This window comes from Curtobacterium luteum (genome assembly GCF_014646995.1).
GTDB lineage: Bacteria > Actinomycetota > Actinomycetes > Actinomycetales > Microbacteriaceae > Curtobacterium > Curtobacterium luteum.
The window spans coordinates 27,231-48,990 of record NZ_BMOI01000006.1; the positions used below are offsets into that span (position 1 = coordinate 27,231).

The 21,760-nt window shown below is 71.8% G+C and carries 25 protein-coding genes; 5 read left to right on the forward strand and 20 right to left on the reverse strand.

Annotation, left to right across the window (positions count from 1 at the left end; translation table 11 throughout):
- Positions 1-156: 156 nt before the first annotated feature.
- From IEY20_RS08070 to IEY20_RS08110, 9 genes are all read right to left on the reverse strand, one after another.
- Complete coding sequence (locus IEY20_RS08070) at positions 157-387, reverse strand: hypothetical protein (protein WP_175327787.1); 231 nt, start codon at positions 385-387, stop codon at positions 157-159.
- 184 nt (positions 388-571) lie between these two features.
- On the reverse strand, positions 572-964 hold the full coding sequence (locus IEY20_RS08075; RefSeq protein WP_175327788.1) for a hypothetical protein: 393 nt from the start codon (positions 962-964) through the stop codon (positions 572-574).
- A gap of 15 nt (positions 965-979) precedes the next feature.
- Positions 980-1,660, reverse strand: coding sequence for an HAD family hydrolase (locus IEY20_RS08080; RefSeq protein ID WP_175327789.1), 681 nt, complete (start codon positions 1,658-1,660; stop codon positions 980-982).
- A 53-nt stretch (positions 1,661-1,713) separates the two neighbouring features.
- Complete coding sequence (locus IEY20_RS08085; RefSeq protein WP_175327790.1) at positions 1,714-2,355, reverse strand: MBL fold metallo-hydrolase; 642 nt, start codon at positions 2,353-2,355, stop codon at positions 1,714-1,716.
- 30 nt (positions 2,356-2,385) lie between these two features.
- A complete protein-coding gene (locus IEY20_RS08090; RefSeq protein ID WP_022902845.1) occupies positions 2,386-2,811 on the reverse strand; it encodes a MarR family winged helix-turn-helix transcriptional regulator in 426 nt (141 codons plus the stop codon).
- Positions 2,812-2,915: 104 nt separating this feature from the next.
- On the reverse strand, positions 2,916-4,862 hold the full coding sequence (locus IEY20_RS08095; RefSeq protein WP_175327791.1) for an amylo-alpha-1,6-glucosidase: 1,947 nt from the start codon (positions 4,860-4,862) through the stop codon (positions 2,916-2,918).
- Positions 4,859-5,740, reverse strand: a complete 882-nt coding sequence (locus IEY20_RS08100; protein ID WP_175327795.1) for a carbohydrate ABC transporter permease — start codon at positions 5,738-5,740, stop codon at positions 4,859-4,861. The genes IEY20_RS08095 and IEY20_RS08100 overlap by 4 nt, the downstream gene beginning before the upstream one ends.
- Before the next feature lie 29 nt (positions 5,741-5,769).
- Positions 5,770-6,810, reverse strand: a complete 1,041-nt coding sequence (locus IEY20_RS08105; RefSeq protein WP_022902847.1) for a carbohydrate ABC transporter permease — start codon at positions 6,808-6,810, stop codon at positions 5,770-5,772.
- A gap of 5 nt (positions 6,811-6,815) precedes the next feature.
- On the reverse strand, positions 6,816-8,081 hold the full coding sequence (locus IEY20_RS08110) for a sugar ABC transporter substrate-binding protein (protein WP_175327792.1): 1,266 nt from the start codon (positions 8,079-8,081) through the stop codon (positions 6,816-6,818).
- Positions 8,082-8,175: 94 nt separating this feature from the next.
- Between IEY20_RS08110 and IEY20_RS08115 the strand changes: the two genes are divergently transcribed.
- A complete protein-coding gene (locus IEY20_RS08115; protein ID WP_188889041.1) occupies positions 8,176-9,339 on the forward strand; it encodes a LacI family DNA-binding transcriptional regulator in 1,164 nt (387 codons plus the stop codon).
- Between the two features lie 149 nt (positions 9,340-9,488).
- Positions 9,489-10,166 carry a hypothetical protein gene (locus IEY20_RS08120; protein WP_175327875.1) on the forward strand — a complete coding sequence of 226 codons (678 nt, stop codon included), beginning with the start codon at positions 9,489-9,491 and terminating at the stop codon, positions 10,164-10,166.
- Here the strand turns inward: IEY20_RS08120 and IEY20_RS08125 are convergent.
- Complete coding sequence (locus tag IEY20_RS08125; protein WP_022902851.1) at positions 10,163-10,786, reverse strand: cupin domain-containing protein; 624 nt, start codon at positions 10,784-10,786, stop codon at positions 10,163-10,165. The genes IEY20_RS08120 and IEY20_RS08125 overlap by 4 nt on opposite strands.
- Before the next feature lie 66 nt (positions 10,787-10,852).
- Here IEY20_RS08125 and IEY20_RS08130 point away from each other — a divergent pair, with 66 nt between their 5' ends.
- Positions 10,853-11,845 carry an NAD(P)/FAD-dependent oxidoreductase gene (locus tag IEY20_RS08130; RefSeq protein WP_175327876.1) on the forward strand — a complete coding sequence of 331 codons (993 nt, stop codon included), beginning with the start codon at positions 10,853-10,855 and terminating at the stop codon, positions 11,843-11,845.
- A 132-nt stretch (positions 11,846-11,977) separates the two neighbouring features.
- On the opposite strand, the gene IEY20_RS08135 is transcribed toward IEY20_RS08130, so the two are convergent.
- From IEY20_RS08135 to IEY20_RS08155, 5 genes are all read right to left on the reverse strand, one after another.
- Entirely contained in the window at positions 11,978-12,646 is a 669-nt protein-coding gene (locus IEY20_RS08135; RefSeq protein ID WP_175327877.1) for a pentapeptide repeat-containing protein, read from the reverse strand.
- 4 nt (positions 12,647-12,650) lie between these two features.
- Positions 12,651-13,064, reverse strand: a complete 414-nt coding sequence (locus IEY20_RS08140) for a DUF6314 family protein (protein WP_022902854.1) — start codon at positions 13,062-13,064, stop codon at positions 12,651-12,653.
- Between the two features lie 26 nt (positions 13,065-13,090).
- Positions 13,091-13,414 (reverse strand): SHOCT domain-containing protein, encoded by a 324-nt coding sequence (locus IEY20_RS08145; protein ID WP_175327878.1) that lies wholly within the window; start codon positions 13,412-13,414, stop codon positions 13,091-13,093.
- A 97-nt stretch (positions 13,415-13,511) separates the two neighbouring features.
- Positions 13,512-14,585 (reverse strand): NAD-dependent epimerase/dehydratase family protein, encoded by a 1,074-nt coding sequence (locus IEY20_RS08150; protein ID WP_372379215.1) that lies wholly within the window; start codon positions 14,583-14,585, stop codon positions 13,512-13,514.
- 79 nt (positions 14,586-14,664) lie between these two features.
- Positions 14,665-15,858 (reverse strand): zinc-dependent alcohol dehydrogenase, encoded by a 1,194-nt coding sequence (locus IEY20_RS08155; RefSeq protein ID WP_175327879.1) that lies wholly within the window; start codon positions 15,856-15,858, stop codon positions 14,665-14,667.
- Between the two features lie 233 nt (positions 15,859-16,091).
- On the opposite strand from IEY20_RS08155, the gene IEY20_RS08160 reads away from it, so the two are divergent.
- Positions 16,092-16,904 carry a polysaccharide deacetylase family protein gene (locus IEY20_RS08160; RefSeq protein ID WP_175327880.1) on the forward strand — a complete coding sequence of 271 codons (813 nt, stop codon included), beginning with the start codon at positions 16,092-16,094 and terminating at the stop codon, positions 16,902-16,904.
- Positions 16,905-16,922: 18 nt separating this feature from the next.
- Here the strand turns inward: IEY20_RS08160 and IEY20_RS08165 are convergent, their stop codons facing one another.
- A complete protein-coding gene (locus IEY20_RS08165) occupies positions 16,923-17,816 on the reverse strand; it encodes an aminoglycoside phosphotransferase family protein (RefSeq protein WP_022902859.1) in 894 nt (297 codons plus the stop codon).
- Between the two features lie 22 nt (positions 17,817-17,838).
- On the opposite strand from IEY20_RS08165, the gene IEY20_RS08170 reads away from it, so the two are divergent.
- Positions 17,839-18,207, forward strand: coding sequence for a nuclear transport factor 2 family protein (locus tag IEY20_RS08170; RefSeq protein ID WP_175327881.1), 369 nt, complete (start codon positions 17,839-17,841; stop codon positions 18,205-18,207).
- 59 nt (positions 18,208-18,266) lie between these two features.
- Here the strand turns inward: IEY20_RS08170 and IEY20_RS08175 are convergent, their stop codons facing one another.
- The 4 genes from IEY20_RS08175 to IEY20_RS08190 are packed head-to-tail and all read right to left on the reverse strand — an operon-like array spanning position 18,267 to position 21,708.
- Positions 18,267-18,917 (reverse strand): DNA alkylation repair protein, encoded by a 651-nt coding sequence (locus IEY20_RS08175; RefSeq protein ID WP_175327882.1) that lies wholly within the window; start codon positions 18,915-18,917, stop codon positions 18,267-18,269.
- Complete coding sequence (locus IEY20_RS08180) at positions 18,914-19,717, reverse strand: sulfite exporter TauE/SafE family protein (RefSeq protein ID WP_175327883.1); 804 nt, start codon at positions 19,715-19,717, stop codon at positions 18,914-18,916. Before IEY20_RS08180 ends, IEY20_RS08175 begins: the two co-directional genes overlap by 4 nt.
- A gap of 49 nt (positions 19,718-19,766) precedes the next feature.
- The gene (locus IEY20_RS08185) at positions 19,767-20,609 is read right to left on the reverse strand and encodes a hypothetical protein (protein ID WP_175327884.1); all 843 of its coding nucleotides are present in this window, start codon (positions 20,607-20,609) and stop codon (positions 19,767-19,769) included.
- Between the two features lie 4 nt (positions 20,610-20,613).
- Positions 20,614-21,708 carry a type I restriction endonuclease gene (locus tag IEY20_RS08190; protein WP_175327885.1) on the reverse strand — a complete coding sequence of 365 codons (1,095 nt, stop codon included), beginning with the start codon at positions 21,706-21,708 and terminating at the stop codon, positions 20,614-20,616.
- Between the last annotated feature and the right edge of the window lie 52 nt (positions 21,709-21,760).

The following is a 21,760-nucleotide window of genomic DNA, read 5'->3' on the forward strand; positions in this document are numbered from 1 at the left end:
GGGTCGGGAGGAAAAGCCCAGATCAGAGTCGGTAGTACCGGTTCGGTCTTAATGCACTCTCAGCGCAGCGCTTCGCTCGGCATCGAGGGTGTAGCAGCCGACAATGCCGATCGGCGGTTTGTGCTGTCCGGGACGCTTCACCAGCACTGCAGTAGGTCAGGGCTTCCGCGACTTCCGGCTGAGCCGTTCCGTGCTGCGGGACGTCGTCGACGAGCCGCCCGCCATCTCGGTGGTCGTGGTCGCGGGGTTCCGCGACGCATACCCGGGCGTGATGAAGCGTCCGGAGATAGCCGAACGGTGGGGGCCGCTTCGGCCGAGATTCTTGAGAGCGGTCTCGCGGAGTTGGTCGGCGAGTGCTCGGGAGTGTTCGGCGGAGGTGTCGCTCATGAGTTCTTCCTCCCTGGTCGGATGGAGCGCCTGCTCGATTCAGGATCGACGGCCCGGCCCAGATTGCGGAGCACGGTCTGGCGGAGTTCGGCTGCCAGTTGTCGGGACTTCTCCTCGCGGACGTCGCCGCCGAACAACAAGTGCGGACGCGGGGCTGCTTCCATGACCATGTTCGCCACCTCCATCAGCACGGCTGCGTGGTCCGATCTGTGACGAGGTCGGCAACCACTAGCGCGATCTCATTATCTTCCTCGTGGGCCTCTGGCTGCTGAACAAGTTTCGTGAGAACGGCGAGGTCGACGTTCGACTCGTCGACATCGTGGCTGAGCGCCTTCTCGATCGCCCACTGGAACTGCTGCCGCCATTGCTCGCGTCGGATCTGGGTAAGGCTCCGTGACGCGTTGATCAGTCCGATGACTGCGGCGGTGAGTGCGGCGGCACCGGCGATGATCGCCGCGATGAGGGTGGCTGTTGCCTGGGCGCTCGTGGCACCGGCCGCCGGTACGGGCGAGGGCAGGGGTGTCGGCGACGCTGTGCCCGCTGCCGACACCACAGAGGCCAAGGCAGCCGCTGTCACCGGCTGCGTCCACCGTCAGCGCAACGCCGCGATCGGCCCCTCCCCCGCCCGGAACGCCGCGAGGACCGCGGCCGCGTCGTCGTGCACCGCCGCAGCGCCGGCCTCGCGGAGCTCGTCACCGCCGACGCCGCCGGTCATCACGCCGATGCTCGTCACCCCGACCCGACCGGCGGACTCGACGTCCCACACCGCGTCGCCGACCATGACCGCCTCGCCCGCGTCGACCCCGGCCCGGTCGAGCGCGACCTGGATGATGCCCGGGTCCGGCTTGGCCTGCTCGACGTCCTCCGAACTCGTCACCGCCGTGAGCCACTGCTCGGCGTCGAGGAGCTCGCGGAGTCGGACGAGTTCGGGCTCGGGCGCACTCGTGGCCAGGACCACGGCGTGCCCGGCGTCGGCGACCGCGGCGAGGAGCTCCCGGGCGCCGGGGAGGAGCCGGAGCCGCGGCTGGTGCTCCGAGTAGTAGGCCGAGTGGTACTGCTGCGCGGTCGTCCGGGTACCCTCCGAGGCGTCGGGGAGCAGCGCTCCGAGGAGCTTCGCCGAGTCCATCCCGATCGAGCGGTGGATCCGCCAGGCGTCGACCGACTCGCCCGCCGCCGCGAAGGCCCGTGACCAGGCGTCGATGTGGGCGTAGTCGGAGTCGACGAGCGTGCCGTCGATGTCGAAGAGGACTGCAGTCCTGGGTGCGTCGGCCATCACTCGATGGTCCTCCGCGTCGGGCGTGCCCCTTCCCAGGCCGCCTCGTGCGGTCAGACGGTGATCGACTCGCCCGCGGGCAGGATCGTCACGGGCACCGGACCGAGACCGTCCGACCCGAGGAACCGGGCGGCCGACTGCTGGCCGAGGTCGCTCAGCATCGCCTCGTGGATCTGGACCGCCCGCTCCGGCGCGACCGCGCGGACGTAGTCGACCGCCTCGGCCGTGTGGGTCCACGGACCGCTGGTGGGCAGGAGCAGGAGGGGCACCGGGACGCCGGGCACCAGGTAGGCGTCGCCGGGGTGGAAGACACGGTCGGCGACGAGGTAGCCGACGTTCGCGATCGTGGGGATGTCCTGGTGGATGACGGCGTGCTCCTCGCCGAAGACGCGCACCGGGAACGGCCCGACCTCGAACGCATCCCCGGCCTGCACCGCCGTGACACGTCCGTCGTGCGTCCCGAGCTGGTCGACGACGGCCTGCGGCGCACGGACGACGAGCGCCGGGTTCGCCTCGAGGCCGGAGCGCACGGCTTCGACGTCGAAGTGGTCGAAGTGCTCGTGCGTGATCAGCACGCCGACCGCGGAGCGCAGCAGGTCGGCGGACTCGGGCGTGAAGGTGCCCGGGTCGATGACGAGCGTGGTGCCGTCCTGCCCGAGGACGACCGTGGCGTGGTTGTACTTCGTGAGCTCCATGCGAGCAAGTATACAACACTGTTGTAGACATCATCCGTGGTCGGCGAGGCGGTGGAGGAGTGCCGGGACCCGTTCGAGCAGGGCCCGGTCGTCGTCGTCGAGCTCACTGTCGATCGCCGAGGCGAGCCAGTCCGCACGAGCCCGGCGGTCCTCGCGGATCGCGGCCTCGCCGGCCGTCGTGATCCGGATCACCGAGACGCGCCGGTCGTCGCCCGACGTCTCGCGCTCGACCATCCCGCGCGCCGTGAGCTCGGCCACCGTGCGCGACTGCCCCTGGTGCTTCACGCCGCGTCGCCGGGCGAGCGCGGCGATCGTGCGCGGGCCCTCACGGTCGAGCAGCCCCAACGTCGCGGAATGGGCCGGCGGGAGGCTGTCGGCGTGCCCGCGGGTCGCCCGGACGAGCCGTCCGACCGACTCCCGGAGGGCGTCGGCCAGGTCGTCCGCGGGCTCGGTCATGGTCCGACCGTACCCGCCGTCGGCGGGTGCACCAGCGCACCCCGGGACGGACTGGAGGCCCGTGGCGGCGTCGCCACGGGCCTCCCGTCCGTCCCCTGCGTGCGTCAGCGCAGCGCGACCCACACCGGGAAGGCGGCCGCCGCACTCCAGGCCTGCGGTCGGCACGCCGCCGGGTAGGGCGCCGGTCGCGAGACGTCGTGCGCGTCGTCCCCGGCGTGCAGCTCGGGCATGCGGAAGTCGAACGCCACCGCGGCGGCGAGGAGTTGCTCGGCGAGCGTCCGGGCCTCGGCCGTGTGCCCCGTCCGCGTCAGGCCGCTCACGACCACCGCGGTGTCGTGCGCCCACACGGAGCCGCCGTGGTAGCTCAGGGGCCAGTAGCCCGACGCGGTGGTCGACAGGGTCCGCAGGCCGAACCCGCTCGCCATGTCGGGCGCGACGACGCGGGCGGCCACGACGGCCTCCTCCTCCGCGGTGAGCAGGCCGGTGCCGAGCAGGTGGCCGATGTTGCTCGTGGCGGAGTCGACCGGCCGCTTCCGGGCGTCGAGCGCGATCGCCGGGTACGGGCCGATCGCGTCCCGCACCCAGAAGGTCGCGCGGAAGCGCTCGGCGAGCCGCGCCGCCCAGGCACGCCAGTCGTCGCCGCCGGGTCGTCCGAAGGCGTCGAGCAGGTCGGCACCGTGGACGGCGGCCTCGTGCGCGTACCCCTGCACCTCGCAGAGGGCGATCGGCCCCTCCGCCAGGGTGCCGTCGCGCCACTGCACGCTGTCGCCGGAGTCCTTCCACCCCTGGTTCGCCAGGCCCCTGCCGGACTCGTCGACGTACTCGAGGAGCCCGTCGCCGTCGTCGTCGCCGTGGTCGCGCATCCACGCCAGGGCCAGCTCGAGCGTCGGGAGCAGGTCCTCGACCTCGGCGTCGGGCAGTCCGGCGCGCCACGCGTCGTGGAGCAGGCAGACCCAGAGCGCGGTCGCGTCCACGGTGCCGTAGTAGAGCGGTGGCAGCGAGATCTCGTCGTTGTCGACGGGGAGGCTCGCCTGCCGCAGCTCGTGCATCACCTTGCCCGGTTGCTCGGCGGTCGCCGGATCGCTCCGGGTCCCCTGCAGTGCCGCGAGCACGCGGAGCGTCCCGGCAGCGATGGACGTGTCGACCGACAGGAGGAACCGTGCCGCCCAGATCGAGTCGCGCCCGAAGAGCGTGAAGAACCACGGGGCCCCGGCGGCGAGGAACTCGCCCTCCGGCCGGGTCATCCGCAGCGCGTCGAGGTCGTCGGTCGCCCGGACCAGCCAGCGCCGGAGCCGGTCGTCGGCGACGCCCTCGGGTGCGGCGAAGGTCGCGGGCGTGGTCGCGCCGCCGACCACGGCGTCGGGCGCGACGACCGCGCAGTCCCAGCCGAGTTCGGTGACCCGGGCGCGCGGGACGCGCCAGGTGAGGACGACGTCGCCGTCGTCGAGCGCGACGTCGGCCCCGGGGGCGTCGAGTGTCACGTCCACCGAGCCGGCCGTCCAGGAGGCGCGGCGCACCCCGTCCGTGTCGGCTCCCGGTGCGAGCACGGCCGGCACGGGCGCAGGGGCGCCCCCCGCCTTGACCGCGTCCATGCCGCTCGCGTCCGGCGTGATGCGGACCACCACCTCGAGCGTGCGGCCGCCAGGCCCCGGCTCCGGCTCCGCGGAAGCGGTGCGGTCCTCGATGCGGAGGGTCTCGCGCACGCCGTCGGTGCGGACGGTGCGGCGACGGTCGAGTCGGACGTCGGGGTCGGCGCCCGGCGCGTCGAGTCCGCGCAGGAGCGCCGAGAACACGACCTCGCGGGCCGACGCCGGAGCGACGGACACGGGCTCGACGTCCGACCCGGAGACGCTGACGCCGACCGTGGACACGACCCGTTGGTCACCGGTCCAGTAGCCGTGGACCGGGTTGGTGCCGACCGAGCCGTGCCGGTCGGACCACGCCTGCGTGGGCGCGGCGAGGACGACGACCTCGTCGTGCAGCAGCGGTTGCAGGGGCATCGCGGGGGCCTCGGCCTTCGTGGTGGGTGTGCTGGTGGTCGTGGTGGTCATTCCTTGACCGCCCCTTCGCTGGAGTTCATGATGCGCTTCTGGAAGACGAAGAACGCGACCGCGACCGGGATCGTCATGACGAACGCGGCGGCGAGCTTGATCGGGTACTGGTTGCCGGCGCTGAGCGCTCCGGAGGCGAGCGACGCGACGCCCTTGGTCAGGGTCGTCAGGTTCGGCGACGACGTCGAGACGATGAAGTGCGCGAGCTCGTTCCACGAGCCCTGGAACGACAGGATCGTGATGGTGACGACGGCCGGCCGGGCCATCGGCAGCACGATCGACCAGAACGTGCGGAACACCCCGGCGCCGTCGATGCGGGCCTGTTCCTCGACGCTCGCCGGGATCGACTCGAAGAAGTTCTTCATGATGAACACACCGGCGGCGTCGACGAGCAGCGGGACGATCATGCCCGAGTACGAGTCGTACATGCCGAGCTGGTTGATCACGAGGAACTTCGGGATGAGCAGGACGACCCCGGGCACGGCCATCACCGCGATGATCAGCGCGAACACCGTCTGACGTCCGGGGAAGCGCAGGCGGGCCAGCGCGTACCCGGCGAGCGAGTCGAAGAAGATCCGCCCGAGCGTCACGAACACCGCGACGATGATCGAGTTCATCGTCCAGATCCCGAAGTCGGAGTTTTCGAACAGGGTGCGGAACGCCGCGCCCGTCCAGGTCGTGGGGAGCGCCAGCGGGTGCAGCGACGCGTCCTGGTCGGTCTTGAAGGCGTTGACGATCGCGACGTAGAACGGCAGCAGGTAGACGGCGGCGATCAGCGCGCCGACGACGAGGAAGGCGATCCCGCGGACGGTGAGCCGCCGCGGCCGCCGGCCCGGGCCGGGCGCCTGCGTGACGGTGGCGGCGCGGAGGTCGGGCACCGCGCCTCCAGGCCGGGTGGAGGTGGCGGTCACCGGACCGATCCCTTCTCGATCCAGCGCATGCGACGACGCGACACCGGTCGTTCCCGGAGCGCCCAGCGCTGCAGCAGCGCGAAGACGACGATGATGCCGAAGAGCACGAACGCGATCGCCGCGCCCACGCCCCACTGCTGACTGCCGAACGCCGTGGAGTACGACAGGTACGCCGGGGTGATGGTGGTGTTCGCCGGCGCGCCCCGCGTGCCCGTGTAGATCTGGTCGAACACCTGCCACGTGCCGATCAGCCCGAGGGTGAGCACGGTGAACAGGGTCGGGCGCAGCTGCGGCAGCGTCACCCGCCAGAACCGCGTCCACGCACCGGCGCCGTCGATCATCGCCGCCTCGTCGACGTCGTGCGACAGGTTCTGCAGCGCCGCGATGAAGAGCAGCATGAACGTGCCGCTCGTGGTGAACACCGCGAGCAGGATGAACGCCGTCATCGCCACCGACGGCCCCGACAGCCACTCCCACCACGAGATGCCGAGCAGGGTGTGGTCGGCGAGGAACGCCGGCGGGTTCCCGGCCCCGAGCTGGAAGATCCCGGTCGGCTCGTTGAACCAGTTCGGACCCCGCAGTCCGATCCACCCGATGATCGTGTTCACGGCGCCGGTCGACGAGAACAGGAACAGCCAGAGCACCGTGATGGCGACGGAGCTCGTCACCGACGGGAAGTAGAACGCGGTCCGGAAGAACCCGCGGCCGCGCAGGGCCCGACCGTTCACGAGGACGGCCAGACCGAGCGCGACGGCGGTCTGCAGCGGCACGACGAAGACGACGTACCAGAGGTTGTTCCGCAGGGCGGTCCCGAAGTTCTGCTCGTCGAGGCCGCCCCCGCCGAGGATCTTCGCGTAGTTCTGGCCGCCGACGAACGACACGTCGGAGGAGAACGGGCTGCCCACCCCGCGCCAGTCGGACACGCTCACCCAGGCCGCCATGAGCACAGGGACGAGGAGGAACAGGCCGAGGACGATGACGGTCGGGGCGGTGAACAGCCAGCCGGAGACGGCTTCGCCGCGGTTCTTCCGGGACACGTCCGTCAGCCCCTCAACGCGGCGGACATGTTCTTCTGCACGCCCTCGAGCAGGGTCTTCACGTCGGTGCTCCGCAGCGTGCCGAGCTTGGAGTCGAAGTCGGCGATGACGTCGGCCGTGCCGCTCGCGTTCGGCAGGCCCTGCGCCGCGTCGGCCTGGTCGAGGAACGCCGCGTACTGCGGGTACTCCTGCTTCCAGGTGCTGGCCGCGGACTCCACGGAGGGCATGACGCCGAAGGCCTTGGCGAACGCGAGCTGCTGGTCGGTGCTGGTCATCTTCTCGACGAAGGACAGCGCCGCCTTCTGGTTCGGCGAGTCCTTCGCGATGCCCCAGCAGTTGGTGAACTGGAGCGTGCCGGCACCCTTCGGGCCCTCGGGCAGCGGGACGACCTCGTACTCGACGTCGGGGTAGCTGGACGACATCGCGCCGGTGAGCCAGTTGCCCTCGATGGTCATCGCGGCCTTGTCCTTCCCGAAGGCGTCGCCGCCCCAGCTCTCGCCGAGGTCGCTCGAGAACTTCATCGACCCCTGGTCGAGCAGGCCCTTGACGTAGTCGAGCGCCTCGACGTTCGCCGCGGAGTCCACGGTGGCCTTCGTCTGATCGGCGTTCGTCAGGCCACCGTCGGCCTGGGCCATGAACGCACCGAGGCGCTCGATCTGCGGGCTGGTGGAGAGTCCGACCCGGCCGTCCTGGGTGAGCTTCTCGGACACGGTCTCCAGCTGGTCCCAGGTCTTCGGGACGTCGGCGTCCGTGAGGCCGGCGGCCTTCCAGTCGGCGGTGTTGATGAAGAGCGCGAGGGTCGAGAAGTCCTTCGGCGCGCAGTAGAGCTGGTCGTCGACGGTGAACGACCTGGTCAGGGTCGGGTAGAAGTCCCCCGTGTCCTTCAGCTGGTCGCCGTAGGGCAGGAGCGAGCCGTTCGACGCGTACCCGGCGAGGGACGACGTGCTCACGTAGAAGACGTCCGCCGGCTTGCCGGACGCGAAGCCCTGCGCGAGCTGCTGGTCGAGGTTGTTGGCGGCCTGCACGGAGACGCCGGTGCCGGACGACTTCGACCAGGCGGAGGCGGCGCTCTTCACCGCGGCGGTCTCCGCGTCGCCGGACGAGCCGATGAGGACGGTCAGGTCCTTGTCGCTCGAGGTCAGCTTGCCGGCGTCACCGGATCCACCGGATCCGCCGGAGCCCGAGAAGCCCGAGCCACAGGCGGAGAGGGTCAGGGCCGCGGTCAGCGCGATCGCGCCCGCGGTCAGCTTGCGTGCTGTGCGTCGTTGCATCAGGGAGGGCTCCTCGTCGAGTCGACTTCGATCGTTCAAATTTGATCGATCAAACGCGTCCACGGTACACCCTCGACGCGCTAGCGTGAACCCCGTGTCCCAGCCAGCCACCGTCGCCGACGTCGCCGCCGCCGCGGGCGTGTCCCGGCAGACCGTGTCGAACGCGCTGAACCGGCCCGAGATCGTCCGGCCGGCGACCCTCACCCGGGTCCGCGCCGCGATCGACGAGCTCGGGTACCGGCCGCACGCCTCGGCAAGGCGCCTCCGCACACGGCAGAGCTCCACGCTCGGCGTCCGGCTCCCGCCGGTGCACGGCATCTCCGGCGCGGTCCTGGACCGCTTCCTCCACGCCCTCGTGGAACGCGCCGACGAACGCGGGATGCGCATCCTGCTCTTCACGGCGACCGACCTCGACGACGAGCTGGCGCACATGGAGCGGCTCGTGGAGGGGTCCGACGTCGACGGCTTCGTCCTCACGTCGACCGCGCACGGCGACCCGCGCGCGGCCTGGCTCGGCGAGCGTGACGTGCCGTTCGTCACCTTCGGCCGACCGTGGGGCGTGCCGGACATGGACGACGCCCCGCACCCCTGGGTCGACGTCGACGGGCGGGCCGGGCTCCGTGAGGCCACGGCCGGACTCGTTGCCCGGGGTCACCGGCGGATCGGGTTCCTCGGCTGGCCGAGCCCCTCCGGCCAGGGCGACGAACGACGACTCGGGTGGCGCGACGCCCTCGGCGACGCGGGACTGGGCGCACCCCCGGCCGGCAGCGCCGACGCGGGACTGGGCGCACCCCCCGCCGGCAGCGCCGACGCGGGACTGGGCGCACCCCCGGCCGGCAGCGCCGACGCGGGACTGGGCGCTCCCCCGGCCGGCGGCGCCGACGCGGCCGCCGACGGGGCCACGGGCGCGGGCTCGGGCTCGGCCTCGGGCGCCGTGGACCTCGCCTGCGAGGACGACGTCGCGGCCGCCACCGCGGTCGTCGCCGCGGCCCTGCAGGGCGGGACCGTGTTCGACGCCGTGGTGTGCGCCTCCGACACCCTCGCGCTCGGAGCCCGGTTCGCGCTCGGCGCCGAGGTGCCGGTGGTCGGGTACGACGACACCCCGGTCGCTGCGGCCGTCGGTATCTCGAGCGTCGAGCAGCCCCTGGACGCAGCGGCCGCAGCGGCGGTGGAGCTCCTGATGGGGTCCGGGCGGTCGGTCCTGCCGGCCTCGGGCGGGCACCGGTTGCTCGCCCCGCACGTCGTCTGGCGAGGCTGACCGAGCGAGGGCACCGGATCCCGGCGTCCACCCCCGCCGGGACCCGCGGTGCCGCGTCCGGACACGATCCGGTGACGACTCCCGCGACCCCGGCGCCCGCTCCCACACGGCGGGCTACCGTCGGGACGACGACGACGGCAGGGGGAGCCATGGGACACCGGACGAACAGCACGGTCGCGATCGGGGTGCTGCTCCTCGTGACGACCGCACTGGCGGGCTGCGCGCAGCAGGGGCCGGCCGGACCGGGTTCGCCCACGGCGACGACCAGCGCAGGAGGCCAGCCGACCGCGACCGCCGACGCCGCCACCCCGTCGCCGACGACCTCGCCGACGCCCCGCCCGACCTCCACGATCACCCCCGTTCCCGGTGTCGACGACGATGCGGGGAACCTTCCCGACTCCTGCACCGGACTCATCACCGCGGGCAAGTGGGACGACTCGTTCGCGTCAGCTCCCCTCAACGACCCGAGCAGCGTCGGCGACCCGGCCGAGGTGCCGAAGGACGCGCTGACGCCGGTGCTGCAGCCGGACGGGAAGTCCCTGTACTGCGTCTGGCGTGATCCTGGGGCGGACACCACGTACCTGTCGATCCGGGTCGCCACGGTGGACTCCGCGAAGGCGTACCCGCACCTCGAGAGCGCCCTGCAAGGGTACGACTGCACACTCGACGGGTACGGCTACCGCTGCCAGAAGGTCTCGAAGAACAGCCAGTACCCGGTCACCGACGGCGACACGTACTACACCCGCGGCGACGTCGGGATCCACATCCGGCAGTCGAACGTGACGACCTCCGGGCTGCTCGACGACGTCATCGCGCACGTGTTCTAGCGCTCCGCTGTCCGTGGGACCGGGCGCGACCGGACGTGCGCCCGCTCCCCCTGTGGCCCGTAGAGGCAGAGCACCTCGGTGACCTCGTCCGTCGTGTTTCCCACCCAGTGCGGCGTGTGCGTGTCGAACTCGACGACCTCGCCCGGGCCGAGGTCGAGGTCACGGTCGCCGAGCAGCAGCCGGAGCCGTCCGGACAGCACGTACAGCCACTCGTAGCCCTCGTGGGTCCGCAACGTCCGATCCGTGTTCGCCGGTCCGGGTGGGATGAGCTGCTTGAAGGATCGCACCCCGCCGGTCCGCCGGGTCAGTGGGACGACGATCCGGTCGCCGTGGCGCTCGGGCTTGAGGTGCACCCGCGGGTCGCCCGTCGGCGGCGCCCCGACGAGGTCGTCGAGCGGCACCTGGTAGGCCCGCGCGAGCGGCAGGAGGAGTTCGAGCGTCGGCTTCCGCTGCCCGGACTCGAGCCGTGAGAGCGTCGACACCGAGATGCCGGTCTCCGCGGCGAGCGCCGCCAGCGTGACGTCGCGGCGCCCGCGCAGCGCGCGGAGTCGTGGGCCGACCGCCTCGACGACGTCGGCCGTCGTGCTCGGGGTGATCCGCGCCTCCCGGTCGTGTGCCATGCCGCCATGTTGCCATGCCGGCAACCGTGCTTGCTGATCACGGGCGATCCCGCCCAAGCTGCCGTCATGCGAGATCACTTCGACGTCATCATCGTCGGCGGCGCGGCCGCCGGCCTGTCCGCCGCGCTCGTCCTCGGCCGGTCTCGGCGCTCCGTCCTCGTCGTGGACGCGGGCGAGCCGCGGAACGCTCCGGCGGCGGGCATCCACAACTACCTCGGGCGGGAGGGCGCCGCCCCCGCCGAGCTGGGCCACCTCGGCCGCGAGGAGGTCGCCGCCTACGGCGTCCAGGTGACTGCCGGGAGGATCGTGGCTGCGTCCGCCACCGAGGGCGACGCGGACGACCCGGTCGGGTTCTCGGTCACGCTCGACTCCGGCGAGGTCGTCACGGCCCGCAGGCTGGTCGTCGCCTCCGGCGCCGTGGACGTCCTGCCGGAGGCCCCGGGGCTCGCCGAGCAGTGGGGGCGGGGCGTCGTGCACTGCCCGTTCTGCCACGGGTGGGAGATCCGCGACCGACGGATCGGCGTGCTCGTGACCACGCCGACCGGGGCGCACCACGCACTGATGTTCCGCGCCCTGAGCGACGACGTGACGGCGTTCGTGGCCGATCCCTCCCTCGTCGATGACACCGCCCTGGCGGGTTTGTCGGCCCGCGGCATCGACGTCGTGCGGGACAGGGTGACCGCGGTCGTGTCCGACGGCGATCGTCTGACCGGCGTGACGCTCGCAGCGGGCGGTCTCGTCGGACTCGATGCCCTGGCTGCGGCGAGCACGCCGGAGGCCCGAGTCGGGTTCCTGACCGGTCTCGGTCTCGAGGCCGCCGACCAGTTCATGGGCGACCACCGGTACGGGAGCGCGTTGCCGGTCGACGAGGTCGGGCAGACGGCAGTCCGCGGGGTCTACGCCGCGGGGAACGTGTCCTCGCCGATGGCGACCGTGATCGCATCGGCTGCTGCGGGGACGGCGGTCGGGGCAGCGGTCCACGGGGACCTGGTGCAGGCGGACGTGGCGTCGGCGGTGGCGGCGGCGGGGGCGTCGGCGGGGGGCACGCCTCGCCCCTGAGCGCTGCGTGCGAGGTTCCACGCACGGTGGCAGCGCCACACCCTCGCACCGTGTGCACGACCTCGCACGCTGCGCCGTCGCGCGGTGCGCCAGGCCGTCGCACGCTGCGCCGGGCCGTCGCACGGTGCGAGGTCAGTCGACGCGGTAGCCCGCCTGCGCCGCCAGCAGCGGAGCCAGGGTGTACAGCTGGTCGGTACCGATCGTCGCGCCGCGGAGGCCCTCCAGGCGCTCCACCCGGTCGAGGTCGGCCTCGCGCAGGTCGACGTGCTCGACGCGGGTGTTCGTGCCCTCGACCGCCCGGATCCGCGTGCCCGGGAACGCCACCCGGAGCAGCTTCACGTCCGCGAGGTCGAGCTCGTCGACGACGCAGTCGCGGAACACGACGTCGGTGAGGGTCGCACCGCGGAGGTTCACGAAGCCGAGCTTCATGCCGACGAACTCGACCCCGGTGAGCGCGGAGTCGTACAGCTCCGCCGACCCGATGCGACCGCCGGTCACCCGGACCTCCCGCCAGGTGCTGCTCGACGCCCGGAGGACCGGCGCATCGAACTCCCCCACCGTCGCGTCGCGGATCCGGAGCCCGCGCAGATCGGCGTCTCCAGCCCGCAGGGTGTCGACGACGGACTCCTCGAGCTCGAGGTCGGGCACACGCTCCCCCGCGAGGTCGAGCACGTCGATGCGCTTGCCGTCGATCCGGTCGCCGGACAGGACGTCGCCGGCGCCGGGCGCCCAGGGCTCGAGGTCGGCCGGCTCGGTGAAGGAGGTGCGCGGGGCGTCGGTACCGTCGGTTCTGCGGGCCATGGGGTCAGTCTGCCGTGCGGGTCCGACGGAGCACGCTCTCGAGCACGTAGTCCTTCGCGGGGCCGTGGGCCTCCCACCGGACCGTCCACCGATCGGCGTCGCCCTCGAGCACCCCCGTGTAGTCGTCCGGCGTGCAGGCGTGGGACACCGACGTCCCCCAGACCCAGGGATGGAACACCCGGTCGTCCGAGAAGTGCACGGTCCACGAGCCGCCGGTCCGTCGGACGACCAACGTGCGCGACACAGGCACGGTGCGACCGTCGAAGCGCATCGAGCCGGACTCCTCCCAGCGGACCTCGTCCGGGCCGGTGGCGGTCAGCACGGTCGTGCCGGTGACGGTCCCGTCGACGCCCGCACGCCGGTCGAGCACGTGGCGGTCGAGTTCCCACTCCCCGAGGAGATCCGTCGGTTCCAGCACCCCACCACCCTACGGCGGCGGGATGCTCACCCGCGCAGGGCCTCCGCACGGGCCAGCCGGTGCTCCTCGTCGGAGATGACGCCGCGCGCGTGGAGGTCGTCGAGCTCGGCGAGCCGCTGCTCGAGCGACTTGTCCGGCGCCAGGGTCCTGCTCTGCATCGCCTGGTACGCGAGGTCCTCCTGCAGCGTGAACGGGTTCTGGCCGCGCTTCGCCATCCGGGCACTGCGGACCGCGACCGTCACGATCATCGCCACGAACCCGAGGCCGATCACCACCGCGACCACGCCGAAGACCACCCCGAACGCACCGAAGCCGGCACCAGGATCATCACCGAGCAGCTCACCGAACACGTGGTCCCCCTTCGTCGGACTACTCCGACCGTAGTGGTCCGGAGGCCTCGAGCGCTGCCCCGCGAACAGGCGGCGCGGGACGACCGACCGGGGCGCACTACCCCCGCAACGGCCCCGATGCCGGCACGTTCGCCTCGTCCGCGAACCCGCCGACGAGTTCGCGCAGCGCCTCCTCGGCCGTGTACCGCGGCTCCCACCCGAGCACCGACCGGGCCCGGTCCGTCCGCATGACCGGGACCGAGGCGGCGATGTCGATCCACCCCGCGTCGGTCGGCTGCACCCGGAGCCGCCACGTCAGCGTCACGATCCCCCGGAGCAGCCGGAGCGGGATCCGCACGGCCCCCCGCATGCCGAGCGCCCGTGCGATGCGCGGTGGGGTGAGCACCGGCGCCGCCGCGACGTTGAACGCACCACCGGCACGTTGGTCGAGGACCCGCCAGTACGCGTCGGCGAGGTCGTCGGCGTGCACCGCCTGGAACACGAACGGGTACGGCAGCGGCAGTACCGCCCACCGCACCCAGCGGACGATCCGCATCGGGACGAGGTGTCCGAGGAACAGCCCGTGCATCTCCGCGGCGGCCGCCCGCTGGAACACGAGCCCGGGTCGCAGCCGCGTCACCGTCACCGTCGGGTGCGCCGCCGCGAACGCGTCGAGTGCCGCTTCGTTCTCGGCCTTGTGCTTCGAGTAGGTCGCGGTCGGGATGCCCGTCGCCGGCCAGGACTCGTCGACGGGTCTGCGCTTGCCGGCAGCGTCGACACCGCGGTAGGCCCCGACGGACGAGGCGACGACGACGTGTCGGACGCCCGCGTGGACCGCGGCTTCGAGGACGTGCGCCTGGCCGTCGACGTCCGTCCGCCGCTGCGCCGGGATGTCGTGCGTCGGCTGGATCGCCCACGCGAGGTGCACCACGGCGTCCGCACCCTGCAGCACCGCGGCGAGCTGCGGGACGACGCCGGGGTCACCGACGTCGAGTGCGTGCCAGACGGCCACGTCGTAGGGGGCCACCCGGGCGTCCGGCAGTCGGCGCGCCACGCCGACGACTCGGAGGTCGCCGTCGCCCTCTCCCGTGAGGCGCGCGGCGGCGAGCCGCCGCAGCAGCGCCGTGCCGACGTTCCCGGTCGCCCCGACCACGACGACCCGCATCAGCGCACCGCCGCGGTCGAACGCCATCCAGCGATCAGTCGCGATCCAGCAGCCACGCGCGATCCAGCAGCCACGCAGGACACGCGCGACACCCGCGACCCGCTCGTCACGCTGCGGCCATCGACGGGTCGAGGACGACCTTCACGCAGTCGTCCTCCTTCTTCTGGAAGACCGAGTACATGTGCGGAGCGTCCTCGAGCGACACCCGGTGTGACGTCAGGTCGAGCGTGCCGAGCGGGTCAGACGGGTCCGAGACGAGCGGCATGAGGTCGTCGATCCAGCGCTTCACGTTGCACTGCCCCTCGCGGACGGTGATCTGCTTGTCGAACAGCGTCATCATCGGCATCGGGTCGGCCATCCCGCCGTAGACGCCGCTCAGCGAGACCGTGCCACCGCGGCGGACGAGGTCGATCGCCGCGTGCACCGCGGCGAGCCGGTCGATGCCGGCGGTCTCGATCGCCTTCTGTGCGAGCTTGTCGGGCAGGAGCCCGGCGGCGCGCTGGGCGAAGCCGGCGACCGGGTTGCCGTGCGCCTCCATGCCGACCGCGTCGACGACGCCGTCGGGCCCGCGCCCGTCGGTCAGGTCGACCAGCTGCGGCACGACGTCCTTCGTCAGGTCGAACACCTCGGCCCCGTGCTTCGCCCCGAGGTCGCGGCGGACCTGCTCGGGGTCGACGGCGAGCACCCGGTAGCCGAGGTGCGCGCCGATGCGGGCGGCGAACTGGCCGACGGGGCCGAGGCCGAGCACCGCGAGCGTCCCGCCCTCGGGCACGTTCGCGTACTGCACCGCCTGCCACGCCGTGGGCAGGATGTCGCTGAGGAACAGCCAGCGGTCGTCGGGCGTCCCGTCGTCCGGGATGACGATCGGCCCGTAGTCGGCGTGCGGCACCCGGAGGTACTCGGCCTGCCCACCGGGAACCTGGCCGTACATCTTCGTGTACCCGAAGAGCGCGGCACCGGTGCCGTACTCGGTCACCTGGGTGGTCTCGCACTGCGACTGCAGGCCGTTGCGGCACATGAAGCAGTGCCCGCACGAGATGTTGAACGGGATGACGACCCGGTCGCCGACCTTGAGGTTCGTGACGCCGGAGCCGATCTCCTCGACGATGCCCATCGGCTCGTGCCCGAGGACGTCCCCCTTGTCGATGTACGGGCTGAGCACGCGGTACAGGTGCAGGTCGGAGCCGCAGATCGCGGTCGACGTGATCCGCACGATCGCGTCGGTCGGCTCCTGGATGGTCGGGTCGGGGACGGTCTCGACGGACACCTTCTCGGTGCCCTGCCAGGTCAATGCGCGCACGTCGCGTTCCTCTCGTGGTCGCTTCGAGTCGGCCAGGAGGCGCGGCTCGTCTCCCCACGTCGGTACCCGCCCGCCCCGTGGTGCGTTCTCAGCCCCGTCCGGCCAGCGCGGTCCGTGGCGGACGCGAGCCGCGCCTCCTGGCTGGGTCCCTGTGGCCCCGGTGGCCGATCGGCCAACCGGATCGTCCCGGGAGCCGATGCGCCCGACCGGCCGGTCACCCGATGCTGGTGCGGATGGACCACCGCACCACCCGCCGCTCCCTGCTCGCCGGAGCGGGCGCCCTGCTCGCGGCCGGAGCGCTCTCCGCCTGTGCGCCCACCGGACCGCGACGGGAGGCCGTCGCGACGCACTCGCCGACCCCGACGCCCGTCCCGTCTCCCACCCGGACGCCGACGCCGACGTGGGTGCAGCCGACGCTCACGCGGACACCGTTGCCTGCAGGCACCGTCACCGGACTGCCCGCCGGGACACCCGGGATCGCCTGGACCGTGGACGACGGCGCGTCCTCCGACGTCGTCGGTGCCTACGCCCGCTTCGCGGCCGAGACCGGCACCCGGCTCACCTTCTTCGTGAACGGCGTCCGGCCCTCGTGGACGGAGCACGCCGACGTGCTGCGGCCCCTCATCGCGTCGGGGCAGGTGCAGATCGGCAACCACACCTGGGACCACCCGGCCCTGACGAGGCTCGGCGACCAGGCCATCGAGGACGAGCTGACCCGCAACCACGAGTTCATCGAGCGGACGTTCGGCGTCGACGCACGCCCGTACTTCCGACCGCCGTACGGGTACCACGACGCCCGGGTCGACGCCGCCGCCGCACGGGTCGGCTACACGACACCGCTGCTCTGGTACGGGACGCTCGCCGACTCCGGTGACATCGGCGCCGGACAGATCGTCGGGTTCGCCGACCATTGGTTCGCGCCGGGTCGGATCGTGATCGGCCACGCGAACTTCCCGGGGACCATCCGCGCGCTGCCCCGGCTGGGCGCCCTCGTTCGGCAGCGTCGGCTGGGGACCTACACGTTGGACGACGTGTTCTCACGCTGAGCACGCGCGCCCGGCGCCTCAGGCGACCGGATCGGCGAGGACCGCCCGCAGCACCGCCTCGTGCTCGGCGCGGTCCCCGGGCCCGGCGCTCCCCGCGAGCATGATGAGCGCCTTCCAGAGCGCCCAGCCCCGCGCCCGTGCCCAGGTGCCGGCGTCGAGGCCGACGGCGTCGCCGAGCACCCGTCGGGCCTCCGGGTCGAGGAACGTCCAGGCGAGGACGAGGTCGCACGCCGGGTCACCGACACCGCACGTGCCGAAGTCGAGCACGGCCGAGAGCCGTCCGTCCCGGTCGACGAGCAGGTTGCCCGGGGCGACGTCACCGTGGAACCACACGGCCGGCCGGTCCCGGACCGAGGCGGTCGCTGCGCCCCAGACCGCCTCACACGCATGACGGTCGACGGCGTCACCGAGCCGGTCGAGCGCCGCGACCACCTCGACCGCGTAGTGCGACGGGTGCGCTCCCCGGTGGAACGAGTGCGCTCCAGCGACCGGACCGTCACCCGCCGGCACGGCCCGCAGCTGCCGGAGCACCGCACCGACGTCAGCGGCGAGGACCCATCGGTCGAGGGTCGAGGCCCGGGCAGCGACCGTGCCGTCGATCCAGCGGCGCACCGACCACGGGAACGGGTAGCCCTCGGCCGGGACCCCCAGGCCGACCGGCTCCGGCACCGGGACGTCGAGCCGCGCTGCGAGGTACGGCAGGACGCGCTGCTCCTTCTCGACGGCTGCGACGTAGCCGGCTGCGCTCGGCAGCCGGACGGCCAACTCGCTGCCGAGCCGGTAGGTGCGGTTGTCCCACCCCTGCGGATCGACCTCGCGGACGGGCAGCCCGGACCACTCCGGGAACTGGGCGGCCACGAGCCGTTCCACGAGCGCGGCATCGATGCGGGGTCGGGGCACCTCGGTGTGCATGCGCCCAGGCTAGGCTCCGCCCATGTCGACCGTGTCCGAGCTGCTGACCACGAACCTCCACGACGTCTTCGGGAACCGCGACGCTGCCGCACGGCGCGCTGCGATCGAGCGGACGTACTCCCCCGACGTGACCTTCACCGACCCCGAGGGGACCGTCACCGGCTGGGACGCCCTCGACCAGAAGGCCGCGGGTATCCTCGACGAGGCGCCCGGTGCGTTCCAGTTCGTCGAGGAGGGGCGTCGCTACGTCTCCGAGCACCACGGGGTCCTCGCGTGGGGCTTCGGCCCGGTCGGTGCGCCGGCGGTCCGGGGCGTCGACGTCGTCGAGGTACGGGACGGCGTCGTCGTGTCGCTCACGACCGTCCTCGCGGAATCGACGGCCTCCGACTGATCCCTCGCTGGGTGGCGCCGTCCGACGTCTGGACGGTGTCAGCGCCCCGGCCTGCGGGGTCAGCCGCGCAGTCGGTCGCGTTCCGCCAGCGGGAGGTGCTCGGTCGCGGTCGCTCGGGCCGTAGGGCTCAGGAACCGCCCTTGCTGCTCGAGGAACGCCACGAGCGCCGCCTCGGATGCCCGCTTGCCGGTCTCGCGGAGCACCCGGCCGAGCGCCGACTGCACGGTGTCGTTCCGCTCCCGCACGAGCCGCCCCGCGATGGCGAGCGGCACCTCGGCGTCACCCTGCTTCGCGAACGCCAGGGTGGCCACGACCGCGATCCGACGGACCATCGCCACGTCGGACTTCACGAGCGCGAACAGCGGGCCGGTCGAGCCCCCGACGAGCGGGGCACCCACGAGCTCCTCCGCCCCGAGGTCGACCAGCACCGTGTCGTCGAACCGCTCCGCCTTCGCCGCCGACAGGTACTCGTCGGTCAGCTCCCGGTCCGGGTGCTCCCGCATCGCCTGCACGAGGAGCAGGACGGCGACGAGCCGCGCGCCCCGGTCCTCGCTCCAGAGCAGCGCGGACCGCTCACCCTCGTCGAGGTCGGCGAACTGCCGCGCGACGCGTCGCGCCGCCGGCACGTCACCGGGTGTGCGCGCGAACGCCGCGAGCACGGCCTCCGCATCCGCCGGGTTCCGTCCACCGCCGGACCGGAGGCGCGTCACGCGACCTCCCCGTCCGTCGCCTCGTTCCGCGGTGCGGTCCGGCGACCGCGGCGCAGGACGATCACCGCGACCACCACGAGGAACGCTGCGAAGAGCCAGGTGCCCACCTGCGGATCGACGAGGCGGGCAATCCACGCGCCTCCGGGAGCGCAGACCGCGGCCGTGACGCCGATCGTGAGGCCGACCCGCAGGTCCACCGCTCGGCGTCGGAGGTTCGCCACCGTGCCCGAGACGGACGTCGGCACCATGGTGAGCAGCGAGGTGCCCTTCGCGAGCAGATCGCCCGCGCTGAGGGCCACCTCGAGCCCCGGCACGATGACGACCCCGCCGCCGACCCCGACGAGCCCGGACAGCACGCCCGACAGCAGCCCGAGCAGCAGAAGGACGATCGCCTCGACGACGCCGAAGTGCACCTCGCCCCCGCGCGTCGGCACCGCCACGAACAGCGAGACGAGCACGACGGCGATGAACCCGACGAAGGTCCACGGCAGGACCCGGAGCGGCAGCGCCCGCAGGAGCCGCGCGCCGATCGGAGCACCGACGACGCTGCCGACCGCCAGGGTCAGGGCCGCGAGCCAGTGCACCTCGCCCTGCACGCCGTACGTGATCGCCCCGACGACGGCCGCGGGGGCGATCGCCACGAGGGACGTCGCCGATGCCCGGCGCTGGTCGAGGTGGAGGAACGCCATCAGGGCCGGCACGACGATGACCCCGCCGCCGACGCCGAACAGGCCGGAGAGAGTCCCCGCCACGATCCCGATCGCCACCAACACGATGACCCGTCCGCCGCGCTTCTCCATCCCGTCCACCCTACGGCGGGAGAGAACCCGCTCGGAGATTCTGTGAATCTCAGTTCTCGAGTGGGACGAGCTGCGACTCATCGCTCAGACTCAACGCGACCCGCCCGGTGTTCTTCACGAAAGAATCGAAGGAGAACAGGGCGAAGCGCGCGCCAGGCGAGACTGTCGCTGTGAGCTCCCGAAAGTAGGGATTACTGGGCATGAATACGCTCAGTTCTACGTCGTGGGAGCCCGACAAGTCCATGAGTGTCAGCTCCAAGCGCTTTCCGTTACTGACCGGGTAGGCGTGATACTTAGCTGCGCCCTCGACGTAGTAAGCGCGGTACCGCTGAAATTGCGCACGGATCGTCGCGTCCAGGGATACGAAGCTACTGCCCGTCGGCGCAAACGCTATCTGCTTCCAGAAGTAGTCGATACCGAGGTATCGGACTTGCTCATTTGCCGCCCCTTCTTCGTCCGCTGCCACCCTCATCGAGAACGCCCGCAGCCCACGGACGCCTCCGAGCGGCGAACCGTAGGTGTACTGAGTGCGCGGGGTCGATTCGCGTGTCGACGAGGGGGCCGCGTGCTTGTTTGCTTCCGGTAGGGGAAGATCCGTGAGTCGGTGAATGTGTTCTCGGGGCGTACCCGAGGCGCCTACGGCATCGGGGTCGCCGCTCCAGCGAATCGGTTGGCCGTGCGGGTCGGCAGAATGTGACGAGTCTGAGTAGCAGGAGAATTTGGCCGCGACGGTCGTAGTGCCGCCAGAGGCGAGTTTTCGCTCCGTCCCGCGAGAGTGGAAGAGGACGGCCGCACAGCCCGGCCACGCGCAACGCCACGGGCCCGCGCGAGTCTCGTCCGTCACTTCGCTCGGATCGTAAATGCGGTCCGTTGGCACGTGGAGAGCCTTCATCCCGTCAGACCATCCGGGCGACGGCTGCACGGAGCGCCTCCGCATGGAGGTAGATGTCGTCGAGCGCGTCGATCGGGTGCTTCGTCTCGACCTTGTTCTCGTCGAAGAGCCCGAGGTACTTCTGCTTCTTGCCGTTGAACCACAGCCGAGCGATCGGCTTGCGGTTGTTGTCGTCGAGCAGGACGGCGAAGTACGACTTCTGGTCCCGGTGCGCGATGCGGTCCGGCTTCACCTCGCTGCAGGCGACGGCCTTCACGATCTGGTAGCCCTCGAGTTCCTCGAGCGTCGTCTCGATCTCAGTGTCCCGGTCGAGATCACCCTCGACGACCGGCGCGCTCGTGACGGCCTCCTCCGGGGCTGCGGCCTCGACCGGAGCGCTGTAGGAAGCGCCGAGCGCGGTCTTCAGCCGGTCGTTCACCTGCTCGTTGAGGAACTGCTTCGAGGCCTTCGCGACCAGGGTCGTGAACTGTGTCCGCGCCTCCTGGGTGAAGCGGCCGTCGTAGACCCGCGATGCGAAGAGCCGGACGAAGTCCTCCTCGGGCTCGCGGAACTGCACGGAGATCGCTCGCTTGATGGCACCGACGTACTTCAGTTCTTCAGCGGCGCTGATGACCGAGTCGAGGTCGAAGACGTCCTTCGTCAGCTTCCGGAGCTCCGGCAGCAGGGTCTCGTCGATGTCCGCGAGGTCCAGGACGAGGAAGGGTCGGTCATCCATCTTGTTCGGCGCGTCGAGATCCGTGTAGAAGTTGTAGACCTCACCGTTCGTCAGGACGGCGATTCGTGCGTTGGTGACCGAGAAGTACCGGAACAGCTGCGCCGCGTTCTCGATGGTCAATTGACCCGAGGACTTCTTGCACTCGATGAGGATCTGCACCTCGCCGTCGCGCATGATCGCGTAGTCGACCTTCTCGCCGCGCTTCACCCCGACGTCGGCGGTGAACTCGGGCACGACCTCCAGCGGGTTGAACACGTCGTAGCCGAGGATCGTCGAGATGAACGGCATCACGAACGCGTTCTTCGTCGCTTCCTCGGTCTGGATCGCGTCGCGCTGGTTCTGCACCTTCGTCGCCAGCGCCGCGAGACGCTCTTCGAACTCCATCGTTCCTCCCCTGAGTCGATCCAACGTTAGTTGAAGACCCGTCACCAATGCG

Bases quoted from the DNA above. Each gene is read 5' to 3' on its own strand.
- IEY20_RS08070 (WP_175327787.1), bottom strand. From the start codon at position 387: ATGAGCGACACCTCCGCCGAACACTCCCGAGCACTCGCCGACCAACTC.
- IEY20_RS08080 (WP_175327789.1), bottom strand. From the start codon at position 1,660: ATGGCCGACGCACCCAGGACTGCAGTCCTCTTCGACATCGACGGCACG.
- IEY20_RS08085 (WP_175327790.1), bottom strand. From the start codon at position 2,355: ATGGAGCTCACGAAGTACAACCACGCCACGGTCGTCCTCGGGCAGGAC.
- IEY20_RS08090 (WP_022902845.1), bottom strand. From the start codon at position 2,811: ATGACCGAGCCCGCGGACGACCTGGCCGACGCCCTCCGGGAGTCGGTC.
- IEY20_RS08095 (WP_175327791.1), bottom strand. From the start codon at position 4,862: ATGACCACCACGACCACCAGCACACCCACCACGAAGGCCGAGGCCCCC.
- IEY20_RS08110 (WP_175327792.1), bottom strand. From the start codon at position 8,081: ATGCAACGACGCACAGCACGCAAGCTGACCGCGGGCGCGATCGCGCTG.
- IEY20_RS08120 (WP_175327875.1), top strand. From the start codon at position 9,489: ATGGGACACCGGACGAACAGCACGGTCGCGATCGGGGTGCTGCTCCTC.
- IEY20_RS08125 (WP_022902851.1), bottom strand. From the start codon at position 10,786: ATGGCACACGACCGGGAGGCGCGGATCACCCCGAGCACGACGGCCGAC.
- IEY20_RS08130 (WP_175327876.1), top strand. From the start codon at position 10,853: ATGCGAGATCACTTCGACGTCATCATCGTCGGCGGCGCGGCCGCCGGC.
- IEY20_RS08135 (WP_175327877.1), bottom strand. From the start codon at position 12,646: ATGGCCCGCAGAACCGACGGTACCGACGCCCCGCGCACCTCCTTCACC.
- IEY20_RS08150 (WP_372379215.1), bottom strand. From the start codon at position 14,585: ATGGCGTTCGACCGCGGCGGTGCGCTGATGCGGGTCGTCGTGGTCGGG.
- IEY20_RS08160 (WP_175327880.1), top strand. From the start codon at position 16,092: ATGGACCACCGCACCACCCGCCGCTCCCTGCTCGCCGGAGCGGGCGCC.
- IEY20_RS08165 (WP_022902859.1), bottom strand. From the start codon at position 17,816: ATGCACACCGAGGTGCCCCGACCCCGCATCGATGCCGCGCTCGTGGAA.
- IEY20_RS08170 (WP_175327881.1), top strand. From the start codon at position 17,839: ATGTCGACCGTGTCCGAGCTGCTGACCACGAACCTCCACGACGTCTTC.
- IEY20_RS08180 (WP_175327883.1), bottom strand. From the start codon at position 19,717: ATGGAGAAGCGCGGCGGACGGGTCATCGTGTTGGTGGCGATCGGGATC.
- IEY20_RS08185 (WP_175327884.1), bottom strand. From the start codon at position 20,609: ATGAAGGCTCTCCACGTGCCAACGGACCGCATTTACGATCCGAGCGAA.
- IEY20_RS08190 (WP_175327885.1), bottom strand. From the start codon at position 21,708: ATGGAGTTCGAAGAGCGTCTCGCGGCGCTGGCGACGAAGGTGCAGAAC.